This window comes from Clostridium chromiireducens, from assembly GCF_002029255.1.
GTDB classification, from domain to species: domain Bacteria; phylum Bacillota; class Clostridia; order Clostridiales; family Clostridiaceae; genus Clostridium; species Clostridium chromiireducens.
Window position 1 is genome coordinate 100,605 of sequence record NZ_MZGT01000005.1, and the last position, 12,306, is coordinate 112,910.

Genomic DNA, 12,306 nt, shown 5'->3' on the forward strand with positions numbered 1-12,306 from the left:
TTTTTATTATATTCTCTAATTCTTGAACTCAACATCCACCCAATACCTCACACTATTGCTAACTTTAGATTTTACTCCAAAACTTGAGAACTGCCTTCCAAAGTTATTTACATTCATTGGAGATAAGTTATTTAATATGCACCATTTATCATATGCTCTATAAACATCTGATTTAGATAATCTTATCCCGCTATTAGGCGCATTTTTAAGTTTTTCCCTATAAAATCTATAAGAACTATCTGCTTCTTGCCTATACTCCTCTAATTCTCTATCTGCTAACCCACTCACTGTAACTTTCCATTTATTATTTTTTACTCTTTTTAATCCTTCTAAAGACCACATCAAAACTATATCAAGTTCATCTTCAATAATTCTTTGTGCTAATTCTGGATCTCTAACCTTATCCCTAATTCCATTCTTAACTTCTTCTTCTGATCCGAATGAATTATTGAAAGGTATTATTACTGGTCTCCGAAAAAATCCAGTTGATTTATCACTCGCCCCAGGCATCCTATTTAATCCAAAGAACATGGTTGTATTAAAGCTTAATCTTATTATATCTTTATTTTTTCTATTAACTGCTACAGGTTCGCCACATACCATAGACTTAAAAAACTTGTTAACTGTTTTACCACTTAACTCATCATCTCGTACTATATTAACATGTTTTCCTTCCGCTGATGATATTACAAAATCACCACCAAAATCACCAAGTCCAATACTACATATATGTGTATTACTGCCTATTAAAGCCTCTTGTATATCAAATGCAACACTCTTTCCATTTGCCCCTTCCCCTTTGTATATAAAACAATTTTGCACTTCTCTGGTATGTGGAGAAAGCATTAACCCCCATGATTCCTGAAGTGTTAATGCGCTCTCCGGATCTAAAGTACTTTCTAAATATACCTTAAACCTAGACTTATCAAATGACTCCTCCCAATCTTCGATATAATTGCCTTGAAATTGAACTTCTAGCTTATACTTGGGACTATGACTTAATAATTTGCAGTTTTCTATATCTATTACCCCATTTAAACAATTAATATAATTCTTTTCATCATGTACTTCTTTCGCATCTTCACTAATTAACATTATAGAGTCAGCAAAGTTTTTTGCTTTTATAGGAGTCTTGTCTTCATCATTCACTGCATATTTGAAATACATCTTTTGAACCTCTCTAAATTCCATAGATTTATAAAAACCTTTTTCATTATCATACATGAACAATAGATTTCCTCTTTGATAACATGGTTGTTCTTGAATTATATGTTGAGCTAATAAATAATTAATTACATTACTCTTTTCATTACAGTAGGCAGGATGTAGTCTTAGTGATATACTTCCAACAATGTTTTCAACTTCTTTATCGTCTAAAGGTGGATCACATTTATATAAATTTAATCCTTTAGCTATTGATTCTATTGTTGAAATATCCCTTATACTTGATTTACTTACTATACTAATAACTTCTTTGAATAGTTCTTGGTTTCTAGCACCCTCTTTATACATATCACTGGTTGTTAAAGTTATTACTTTAGCTGTTCTATTTTTAACTGGCTTGTCTAATTCCATAAACTTATCAAATAATGCTTGAGGCATATTTAAAATTTCATTATTATTACATACTTTATATCCAGATATTATATTATCGATCTTAACCTTGCTACAAGGTAATACAATTAATCCTCCATCAGTTCTAATATCAACACCATCTATATAACTAGCTTTACTTTTCAAGCCCTTTTTATATTTGAAGTATAAATGCTTTCCTCCCCTTGGAGTTTGCACAGAGAATGTATCTGAAATTATCTCCTTATCATTATCTGATAAGTCGCTTATAAAATCAGTAAAACTTTTGAAACCATCAACCGAACTATCTCCATGATTTTTATCTATATCTATAACAATAATTCCACTTTTCTCGCCAGTTACAAGTGAAAATCCACTAACTTCTCCACCTCGTATTTCTCCATCCACTTCTCTTTTATATACCTTTGAAATATTTTCTAATTCATCAGTATTTCTTATCAAATATTCATCTTTGCTCCACCGAAATATTGGTTTCTTTGAATAGTTAATTAGCGGTGTTATTGGAAATAGATCTTTTCTAATTATTATTTTCTTTTGTTCCTTATTCAAACTACCACCTACCCACACGCAACAACATTTCCCATCATATTAATACAATTCTTCAATGTCTTCATTTGAATTTCATAATTTTTAATTTTGCTTTCAAGTTCCTTAATATATATTTCCCTTTCCAGACTTTCGCTAGTTGTTTCAATTCCTAAATATCTATGAATCTCTGTTAAAGTTACTACATACTCTTTTCCCGATTTTACGGCTTTTAGTTTGCCTTGTCTTATTAGTGATGTTAATCTATTAACTGGGATATCATACTTTTCTTGAATTTCCTTTAATTTTAATATTGTTTTTTCATTTGTTGAATTCATTATATTTCCTCCCTATTTTAATTTTCATCTTCTGAAAAAAATAATTCTTGTGGTGTTTTATTAAGAATTTTAGATAATTTGTACATAACATTGAATGATGGTTTTTTAGTTCCATTCTCTAAATAAAATAAATATGTTCTTGAAATATTAACTTGCTTACAGATATCTGTTTTTTTTAATCCACTTAACTTTATAGCTTTCATAAAATTAGTCATATATTCCCTCCCTTCATAAACTGTAGGATTACGCACCTTGTTAACTGACGGTTTACGTTCAAATGATATCATCATCTCCAAGTTAATAAAAGTTTCATTTTTCAGTAATGTTATATGTTAGTATGAATTTCCACCTTAATTTCTTCAAATATCTCATTTATTCACATTTTTTTAATTTTAACTTTTCTATATAGTAATTTTTCATAGACTGATAGATAATACTTAGTGAGGTGATATTATGTCTAATACTTTTGGAAATAACTTGAAAAAGTATAGAATTGAAAAAAACATAGGAATTAATGAGTTAGGAAGAAAAGTAGGGGTATCCGGTGCTTATATTAGTTCTCTAGAAGCTGGAAAGAAGCAAAATCCATCACTTGATATTATAGATAAATTATCAAGTGCCCTTGATATTCCCTCCAGTTTTTTAACGTCTAATAAAGAAATAGATATATTTGAAAAATTTAATCATTATGTTGATACACAAAAAATCAATGAACAAATACAATTAATTAATGCAAAGACTCTATTCTTTAGATCTCTTGGTTATGAAATAAATTATGCAAATGAGGATGAAGAAAGTGAGTATCACATCAAAATAAATGATACCAAATATACGTATTCTCAATTTATGAATTTAATTGACCTAATACAATCCTGTATAGATAACGTAAATAATCTTTTAAAAAATTAGCTAAAAAGAAGGTGAATATATGCCAAGTTATGAACAATTATCGAAAGGGAATTGGAAAGTCACTGTAAGTCTTGGTTTTGATTCTGAAGGTAAGAGGATAAGACAAAAAAAGCAAGGTTTTAAAACTAAAAAAGATGCTGAAAAGTGGGTTACTGAAACCCTAAGTAAAAAACATAAAGGTTATATTACCCCAACTGAAAGCAATATAATTTTAAAAGATTTTATTAGTAAATGGTTTAATGAATACAAAATTAATACTATATCAATTAATACAATTGCTAATTACAGATCAAGGATTGATACTCATATAATACCGAAATTAGGCTCATACAGGCTAGATAAAATCACTAATGTAATTGTTCAAGATTTCTATAATAGTCTTATAAATGAAGGTCAAAAAGCATCTAGTGCTAAAAAGATAATAGAAACATTAGGCAACTGCCTTAAATATGCTCAAAAAAATAAATTGATATATTCACTACCAATTGATATTGATCGCGTAGCAATCGAAAAACCTAAAATTGAGTTTTGGAGTAAAAGTGAAGTTGATTTCTTTTTAAATGTCATTAAAGACGATTATTTATATACTCCACTATTTATTGAATTATTAACTGGCTTAAGACTTGGTGAATTATGCGGATTACGTTGGAATGATATTAATTTAGAATTTAGATATTTAACTGTTAGACATCAAGTTATAAATGACAAAATAAACAAATCTTTATTATTTACCGATAAATTAAAGACTCCAACTAGCTATAGAAAGATAACACTGCCCAAAATATTAATTAATTATTTAAAAACTATTAAAGGCAACTCGCTTGATACTGATTTTATTATACTAAGTCGCGAAGGTACTATGTGTAATCCTAAAAATTTATCAACAAATTTTAGTAATGCTATATCCAGATATAAATTACCATTAGAAGATTATAAAAAATCTAACCCAAAAAAAGACTCAACTAATTATATGCAATTAAAACAAATTACCTTTCATGCTCTTAGGCATACTCATGCTACATTACTAATATTTAATAATGAAAATATTAAAGTTGTATCTGAAAGACTGGGGCACAAAAGTATTACTGAAACTTTAGATACATATACTCATGTTATGGATGATATGAAAAATAATACTGCTGATTTACTAGATGACATATTTTCTAAATAAGTACAAAGTACAATCACATATAATCTGTTACCATGTGTGCTAATTAAGTAATTCCGACTATTAGCACACATAGTACACTAAATTCCTAAAATACTTATCGTTGATACATCTTTTTCTTTTCTTATTTATATTTTAGTTTTTTCTTTTATAAATCTTCACAAAACTTTTTTGTCCCTTTTTTGTCCCTTTTCTCAAAATAAAAAACGGCTTAACCTTTGCAGTTAAGCCATTCTTTCGTACAATATGGTACTCCCAGCGGGAATCGAACCCACATCTATCCCTTAGGAGGGGATTATTCTATCCATTTAACTATAGGAGCATATCTTTAAGAATTAAATAGTATTTAATTCCACCTAATAAATTTTATTATAATTATTAAGTATTGTCAAATCTATAATATATATTCATTAGATTTTTTAATATGTAACTTATAATAATATAGTTGCATATTAAAATTCAATGCGAGCTAGTCAGATGACATAACCTGACTGACTCTATATTATTATTCATATAATTAAACTTATACTATACATTTCATTGCTTTTTAAGTATGCTTCAAAACTTTTACTTAAAATAATCTTCCATTAATTCTTCTAACTCCTGTTGAAAAACTAACTTATCATTATATAGAATGTTCAATTTTTTGTAATCATGAGAAAATTCCTGAATCTGTTCTTCTATCTCCTTTAACTTATCTTCTAATTCTTCTATTTGTTTTTCTAACTTAAGCTTCTTAAACTCATTATTATTTGATTTTGTTGCCTTATTCGTCTTCTCTTTCTTTGATTTTACTACTCCATTACTTCCCTGATTTGACCCTTCAATTAGCACTAAACCTCTCTGCTGATTTAATTTTTCTTTATAATAATCATAGTTACCCTCGTACGAAGTTAAAGATCCTCCTGATAATTCTATACTTCTATTTGCTATATTGTTTATAAAATACCTGTCATGAGATACAAATAAAAGAGTTCCTTTAAAATTTTTTAAGAGACCTTCTAGTTCCTCCCTTGATTCTATATCTAAATGATTTGTTGGTTCATCTAAAATTAAAAAGTTAACTTCATCATACATCAGCATAGCTAATTTAAGTTTACTTCGTTCACCGCCTGAAAGAGAACCGACCTTTTTAAACACCATTTCACCAAAAAACATGTATTTTGCAAGATATTCTCTAGCCTTTCCATCAGTTATTACTATATCTTCTCTAAAACATTCCAATATTGTTTTATTTTCATCTTTAAATATTATATTTTGTGGCAAATAACCAAGGTTTATAGAACTTCCTAGAAGCGCAATTCCACTATCTTCTTTGATTATTCCAAGTAAAATATTGATTAATGTTGATTTTCCGCATCCATTTCGCCCTATTAGTGCCACACTTTCTTCGTTTCTAATTAATAAATCAATTTTGTCAAAAAGTATTTTTTCACCAAACCTTTTGCTTAATTTCTTTATTATAACTACCTCATTACCAGATCTTGTTGCTGTATTAGCATTTATACTAATACTTTGTTTTTCAATAACAGGTTTATCCATTCTTTCAAGCTTAGATAAGCTCTTTTGTATGCTCGCGGCTCTTCTGAAAAACTTGCCATTATCCCCTCTCATCCCCCAATCTCTCAATTGATTGATTGATTTTTCTATGGCTTTAATCTTTTTTTGCTGCTCTAAAAAAGCTTCCATTTGGAGATTAATCTGTTTCTCTTTCTCCTTAGCAAAATCTGTATAATTACCACTATAACTCTTTGCTTTCATATCTTCTATTTCAATTATTTTTGTAACTATATTATCCAAAAAATATCTGTCGTGAGATACTATTATAACTATACCTCTATATTCTTTTAAATAAGCTTCCAGCCACTCCATTGCATCTAAGTCCAAGTGATTAGATGGTTCATCTAATAACAAAATATCTGGACTCTGAATCAGTATTTTTCCCAGAATCACGGTAGTCTTTTCTCCTCCACTCAACTCATTGAACAATTTATTTTTAAAATTAGCATTCATCTTAAGCCCATTACAAACTTTGCTCAATTTTTCCTCTCTTTCATATCCACCTAAACTCTCATAGATAGATTGAACTTTAGAATAGTTGCTTAAAAGTTTCTCCATATTAGTTTCTTTAGAATTCGATAATTGCTGTTCCAATAATTCTAACTCTTTTTGCGATTCATTCAGTCTTTCAAAAGCTACATTTAGTACATCTATTACCTTAAAATTATTGGGGTAAACTGGCATTTGCTCAATATACCCTAATGTGGCATTTTTTCTGATTGATATGGTTCCTTTATCATAACTTTCAATTCCCATGATTATCTTTAACAATGTACTTTTTCCACATCCGTTATCTCCTACAATACCAATCTTTTCAGAAGTCTGTGCTTCAAAAGTAATATCTTCTAAAATTATATTTGCTCCATAATACTTTTGTAATTTATTCAAAGCTAATTCTATCATTTTCAATCCCCCTAACCTTTTCCCTACTTTTATATTTTCTAAGTTTTAATAACAAGAATGTCATTGCTGGAATATATGATAATGCCATAATTCCAAATGTTATAGTGAATCCTATTTTCTCTGCTAATAACCCAAATACAGGGAATACACTTATCATAAACATGCTGAAACAAAAACTATCAAAAGACAGTATTGTAGCTCTATACTCCGATGGAATTCTTGAATTTATATAATCACTAAATATGGTATAAGCTAAACCACCTGTTATAGATGCTGACATAAAAAATACTACAGCCAATTCTTTGGCTAAAGCTAAGCCTATTAGGGAAAATATATTAATTAGTGATACACTAATTAATGTCCCTTTTAATTTTAATAAGTTTTCAAGCTTATAAGCATACTTAGAACTTATAGCTTCAATAAAACTACTCGCTGCACATATTATTGCAATTGCAGTTTTTGAATAACTCATGTTAGAAAAATATTGTTGACTATAGAAGAATACAGTAGTTTGTAGACTTCCTACTAATGCAGAGAACAATATTAGATACAACACTACTTTCCTTGTTTTAAGTACCTTTGCACTTATTAATACCTGATATAATATTAAGTTTTCTTGCTTTTTTTCTTCCTGTTTTTTTCGCACTGTCGGCTCATTAAATTTGCAAGCAACTATAAGAGCTACTGTGTGTATAATCATTCCTAATATATAGGCATATAAAAATTTTATATCTGATAAAATTCCTCCAAGCAAAACTGCAATTCCTTGGCCGATAGACATAATAAAGGCTAAATTACCCCATATTTTTTTATATCGCTCTTCCTCTCCTAATTCTTTTAGACTGTCATAAATTAACGCTTCTCCTGCTCCAGAATTTAAATTCATAGATGCAGCACTTAAAATGAAAGATAATCCAAATCCCCAAAAGCTATTTGACGTAATTATTAAAATACCCGATATTACGCTTACAATTCTTCCTGTGATTATGCTAAATTTTTTCCCATACACATCTGCAATAGCACCTGTAGGTAATTCAAAAAGTACACCTGTTATATGATAAATTGATTCTAGAAATCCTATCTCAATTAAAGACATCCCTTTAAAACTTAAATATAAAACCCATATAGCTGAAGTAATATTCAATTGGAATAAAAAATTATATAAGTAACTTATTGATATATTTCGCTTTAATTTTTCATTAACATTCATTTTAAAATCCTCCTAGATTGTAAATACTTATTTTTTACAAACAAAAATAAGCCTTTTATTTAGCCTTTTAGCACAAGACACTAAAAAACTAAAAGTAAAAGACTTATGGAGAACTGAATCCTGAGATTTTACACTTAAAGCCTATCAAAAGTCAAACTTAATATATAAGCTTAGACTTATTAATAAATTTAAAATTGTAATCTTAGATAAGTACAATATAAAAAGGACTCAAGTACAATCCTCGAATCCTATAAAATCCTTATTTATTAGTATTTAAATTCAACTAATTTAAAGATATAGACCATGGATTTATACTATAATCAGTACTTATTCTAAAAATGGACGCACTTCTCCCGTTAGAAGATGAAATTGCTGTTTTTGAAACACAACTGCTAGATATCCATAGTTTATTAAAATTAAACTCAACAGTACCAATTACATTTGCCATAATCTACCCTCCTTAATAATATATTAATTTAATTATACTCCAGTTGTTGGAAAATCACAATAAAAAAATAAGATGATATAAAATAGATTTTATCCCTCTATTTTATACCACCTTTTGTAATAAAAGTACTGACAAAACAATAATTAACTTTCACCTAAAGCAGATAATTCCTATAATATCTACAACCTTTTAAGTTGTTTTAACTTTATATTTCTTATTAACCTTGATCCTAAATATGTCTACAATTTTAGTTATCAACGGACTTGATATCACTATTACAGCTACTGATATTAGCCAATGTTCAAATCGTATTTTTGATAAACTAAATATATACCTTCCAATTGGAGTTAAAAAAGCAAGTACTATGATACCAAACATAGCCACGCACAATACTGTTTTAAAATTAGTTAACGGTCTTGCAACTCTAAATAAGACTACCATACTAATTCCTGCAAACATTAGCACCGCTAAAGTTCTACTATAATCCATTGGTAATCCAAATTGAATTGATAGTATAAATGTAATCAAAGTAAACAAAGCAATTAATATTCCATTTGGTACGCTTACCGTAAGTATCCTAGTTAAAAAGCCTTTCTTTACACCACCTGTGCTAGGTAATAACGCTAAAAAGAATGATGGAATTCCTATAGCACAGCTTCCTACTAATGATAATTGTATAGGGAGTATTGGATATTCAATAAATAATATTGAGCATACAAATGATAAAATTATACAAAATACAGTTTTTGATAGAAATAATTCTGAAACTCTCTCCAAATTGTTAATTTGTTTTCTTCCTTCTTCAAGAACTTTAGGGAGCGCAGAAAAATCTGACTTCATTAATACTAATTGTGCTACAGCCTTTGTTGCATCTGATCCATTTGCCATTGCTATTCCACAATCAGATGATTTTAATGCAAGAACATCATTTACCCCATCTCCTGTCATTGCTACAGTATGACCCATATCCTGAAGTGCTAAAACAATTCTTTTCTTTTGATGTGGAGTTACTCTTCCAAAAACAGTTGTATTTCTGATTAGTTCTTTTAGATTTTCATTATCTTCTGGCAACTCTCTTGCATCAACGTACTTATCCCAATTGCTCACTCCAGCTCGTCTTGCAACTTCAGAAACCGTAACAGGACTATCACCGGAAATTATTTTCACACCTACTCCTTGACTATCGAAATACTTTAACACATCTGGAGCTGCTTCTCTTATAATATCCTCAATTAGTATCAATGCAACACTTTCTATTTTTCCTTCTAACTTTTCATTTAAGTTATTATGCAGATTTGCTAATAACAATACTCTTTTTCCTTTTTTAGCTTCCTCTTTAACTATACTTTCTATAAAGTGATATTCTTTATTTAATATTATTTCAGGTGCACCAAGAATCCATGTCCCAATATTTTCAAAAGTAATCCCACTCCATTTTCTTTTAGATGAAAATGCAATTTTCTCTATTGGCTTCATGCTATTATCGTATTTTTCATACTTAGCTAATATAGCTTTCTGCGTTGGGTTATTGCTTGGAATATTATTAATTAATGCCGCTAATACATGATCTATTTCTTCTTTGCTTCTAGATCCGATATTTTTCACTTCAGATAATCGTAAATCTCCTTGCGTTAACGTACCAGTTTTATCTAAACAAAGCACATCTACCCTGGCTAAAACTTCTGTAGCACATAATTCCTGTACTAAAGTATCATATTTAGATAGTTTTAAAATTGAAACTATAAATGTTGCACTTGTAAGCAAAACAAGTCCTTCAGGTATCATTCCAACGATACCTGACACCGCTCCTATAGCTGCATCCTGCCATGTATATCCCGGAATTCTTAACTGAGTTAATATTAATAATAATGATAGAGGTGGTACAATCCATATGATGACTCTGAATATCTTATCTATAGCTGCTTGTAATTCTGAATTTATTATTTTAAATTGTCTAGCCTCTTCAGCTAAAGTTGATGAATAAGTTTCCTTGCCAACCTTCGTTACTACTGCATAGCCGTCGCCAGATACAACAAAACTACCAGACATTAATTTTTCTCCTGAATGCTTAGATATAGCATCTGCTTCACCTGTCAACATGGACTCATCTACTTCTAATCCATTACTGCTTATTACTTCTCCATCTGCTAATATCTGAAGTCCGGTTTCTAAATAAACTATGTCATCTAGCACAATCTCATCGACAGGAATATCTTTTATTTCACAATCTCTGAGAACTTTGGCGTGAGCTGCACTTATAACAGATAATTTTTCTAATGTACGTTTTGCTTTTACTTCTTGAATTACTCCAATTAGTGTATTAACAATTATTACCCCAACAAAGATAGCATTTTTAGGCGATCCTGCCAATATAATTACAGCTGCAAGTGCAAAATTTATTGCATTGAACCTTGTGAACAAATTGGCTCTAATTATTTGTGGTAGAGTCCGTGAAGGTGTTTTAGGAATATGGTTTACTTTACCTTCCTTAACTCTTTGCTTAACTTCTATCGCTGTTAATCCTATTATTTGTTCCTCGTTCTTCTCCTTCATATCCTGTTTATCATTTAAATTCATTAATATTCTCCTGCCTGCGTAAATTCTATTCCTGTACTATTTCATAGAATAATCATTATAATATATATTATACATTTTTTAATATAATTTTTCCCTAAATAATGCTTAATTTAAAATTAATTTTATCCTAATTTAACTTCCTCATAATCTATTTAATCTTTTAATCTGCTAATTTTTGTATTATACTGATTAGTGTAAAATTTAATTTATTAAGGATGTGTAATTTTTAATGATAAGAACTATATATTTTTATCTCTGCCTTGGATTAAGTTTAATATTGGCTTCTATTTTTAGAGTTAAAGTAAAAATTTTAACTAACAAAAATGATATAAAAGGAAGAACAGATTACATCCATAAAATAACATATATATGGGCTAAATTTATAATGAAGGCAGCCGGTGCAAAAATTAATATTAAAGGACTAGAAAATATTCCAAAAGACCAAACGGTATTATTTGTTTCTAATCATCAAAGCAATTTTGATATACCACTATTATTAAGCGTCATTGATGTTCCAAAAGGATTTATTGCTAAAAAGGAACTTGAAAAATGGCCTCTTATTAGCACTTGGATGAAATATATTAATTGCATTTTTATGGACAGGGATAATTTAAGAAAATCTGCCGCATCAATTGTTGACGGCATTAATTTATTAAAGTCAGGTTATTCAATGGTAATCTTTCCATCTGGGACAAGAAGTAAGGGAAAGTCTACAGATGAATTTAAAGGCGGCAGTTTTAAGCTTGCTACAAAATCCAAATGCCCAATAGTTCCAATAACTATAAATGGAACATATAAGCTTTTGGAGGAAAACAACAACAGAGTTAAAGGCGCTACTGTTGAATTATTGATACATCCTCCGATAGATGTTGTTAACTTAAATAAGGACGAACTAGAAAACCTACCTAGAACTGTACAATCTATTATAATTGAAGCCTGCACGGATTAGTAATAGATAAAATGAGCTGCCAAAAATTTTAAAGGCAGCTCATTTTATCTATTATTAACATATTTATTCTTGAATAATATTCTTCAATTAATAAAATAATATTTTTGACATAGTTTTATATACTGT

10 protein-coding genes and 1 tRNA gene are annotated in these 12,306 nt (G+C 29.1%); 3 read left to right on the forward strand and 8 right to left on the reverse strand.

Translation table 11 applies throughout. From position 1 onward, the window contains the following. Positions 1–15: 15 nt before the first annotated feature. From CLCHR_RS02620 to CLCHR_RS02630, 3 genes are read right to left on the reverse strand one after another with little or no spacing between them, the layout of a single operon-like run. A complete protein-coding gene (locus CLCHR_RS02620) occupies positions 16–2,142 on the reverse strand; it encodes a phage/plasmid primase, P4 family (protein ID WP_079438127.1) in 2,127 nt (708 codons plus the stop codon). 8 nt (positions 2,143–2,150) lie between these two features. After that, positions 2,151–2,456 carry a helix-turn-helix domain-containing protein gene (locus CLCHR_RS02625; RefSeq protein ID WP_079438128.1) on the reverse strand — a complete coding sequence of 102 codons (306 nt, stop codon included), beginning with the start codon at positions 2,454–2,456 and terminating at the stop codon, positions 2,151–2,153. Positions 2,457–2,473: 17 nt separating this feature from the next. Continuing rightward, positions 2,474–2,671, reverse strand: coding sequence for a helix-turn-helix transcriptional regulator (locus CLCHR_RS02630; protein ID WP_169896746.1), 198 nt, complete (start codon positions 2,669–2,671; stop codon positions 2,474–2,476). Between the two features lie 238 nt (positions 2,672–2,909). Between CLCHR_RS02630 and CLCHR_RS02635 the strand changes: the two genes are divergently transcribed. Next, complete coding sequence (locus CLCHR_RS02635) at positions 2,910–3,365, forward strand: helix-turn-helix transcriptional regulator (RefSeq protein WP_079438130.1); 456 nt, start codon at positions 2,910–2,912, stop codon at positions 3,363–3,365. A 19-nt stretch (positions 3,366–3,384) separates the two neighbouring features. After that, positions 3,385–4,536 (forward strand): site-specific integrase, encoded by a 1,152-nt coding sequence (locus tag CLCHR_RS02640; protein WP_079438131.1) that lies wholly within the window; start codon positions 3,385–3,387, stop codon positions 4,534–4,536. A gap of 244 nt (positions 4,537–4,780) precedes the next feature. Here CLCHR_RS02640 and CLCHR_RS02645 read toward each other — a convergent pair. The 5 genes from CLCHR_RS02645 to CLCHR_RS02660 all read right to left on the reverse strand — a co-directional run bounded on the left by CLCHR_RS02645 (position 4,781) and on the right by CLCHR_RS02660 (position 11,207). After that, positions 4,781–4,855, reverse strand: a tRNA-Arg gene (locus CLCHR_RS02645). Between the two features lie 245 nt (positions 4,856–5,100). Further along, positions 5,101–6,996: a ribosomal protection-like ABC-F family protein gene (abc-f, locus tag CLCHR_RS02650; protein ID WP_079438132.1), complete on the reverse strand. Its 1,896-nt coding sequence runs from the start codon at positions 6,994–6,996 to the stop codon at positions 5,101–5,103. Next, the gene (locus tag CLCHR_RS02655; protein WP_079438133.1) at positions 6,974–8,206 is read right to left on the reverse strand and encodes an MFS transporter; all 1,233 of its coding nucleotides are present in this window, start codon (positions 8,204–8,206) and stop codon (positions 6,974–6,976) included. Before CLCHR_RS02655 ends, abc-f begins: the two co-directional genes overlap by 23 nt. 283 nt (positions 8,207–8,489) lie before the next feature. Then, the gene (locus CLCHR_RS24655; RefSeq protein ID WP_169896748.1) at positions 8,490–8,654 is read right to left on the reverse strand and encodes a hypothetical protein; all 165 of its coding nucleotides are present in this window, start codon (positions 8,652–8,654) and stop codon (positions 8,490–8,492) included. A 189-nt stretch (positions 8,655–8,843) separates the two neighbouring features. After that, positions 8,844–11,207, reverse strand: a complete 2,364-nt coding sequence (locus CLCHR_RS02660; RefSeq protein ID WP_376747004.1) for a cation-translocating P-type ATPase — start codon at positions 11,205–11,207, stop codon at positions 8,844–8,846. 253 nt (positions 11,208–11,460) lie between these two features. Between CLCHR_RS02660 and CLCHR_RS02665 the strand changes: the two genes are divergently transcribed. Next, positions 11,461–12,180, forward strand: a complete 720-nt coding sequence (locus CLCHR_RS02665) for a lysophospholipid acyltransferase family protein (RefSeq protein WP_079438135.1) — start codon at positions 11,461–11,463, stop codon at positions 12,178–12,180. Positions 12,181–12,306: the final 126 nt, after the last annotated feature.

Coding starts and splice junctions, on each gene's coding strand:
- CLCHR_RS24655 (WP_169896748.1), bottom strand. CDS start 8,654: ATGGCAAATGTAATTGGTACTGTTGAGTTTAATTTTAATAAACTATGG.
- CLCHR_RS02660 (WP_376747004.1), bottom strand. CDS start 11,207: ATGAAGGAGAAGAACGAGGAACAAATAATAGGATTAACAGCGATAGAA.
- abc-f (WP_079438132.1), bottom strand. CDS start 6,996: ATGATAGAATTAGCTTTGAATAAATTACAAAAGTATTATGGAGCAAAT.
- CLCHR_RS02635 (WP_079438130.1), top strand. CDS start 2,910: ATGTCTAATACTTTTGGAAATAACTTGAAAAAGTATAGAATTGAAAAA.
- CLCHR_RS02640 (WP_079438131.1), top strand. CDS start 3,385: ATGCCAAGTTATGAACAATTATCGAAAGGGAATTGGAAAGTCACTGTA.
- CLCHR_RS02655 (WP_079438133.1), bottom strand. CDS start 8,206: ATGAATGTTAATGAAAAATTAAAGCGAAATATATCAATAAGTTACTTA.
- CLCHR_RS02625 (WP_079438128.1), bottom strand. CDS start 2,456: ATGAATTCAACAAATGAAAAAACAATATTAAAATTAAAGGAAATTCAA.
- CLCHR_RS02630 (WP_169896746.1), bottom strand. CDS start 2,671: ATGACTAATTTTATGAAAGCTATAAAGTTAAGTGGATTAAAAAAAACA.
- CLCHR_RS02665 (WP_079438135.1), top strand. CDS start 11,461: ATGATAAGAACTATATATTTTTATCTCTGCCTTGGATTAAGTTTAATA.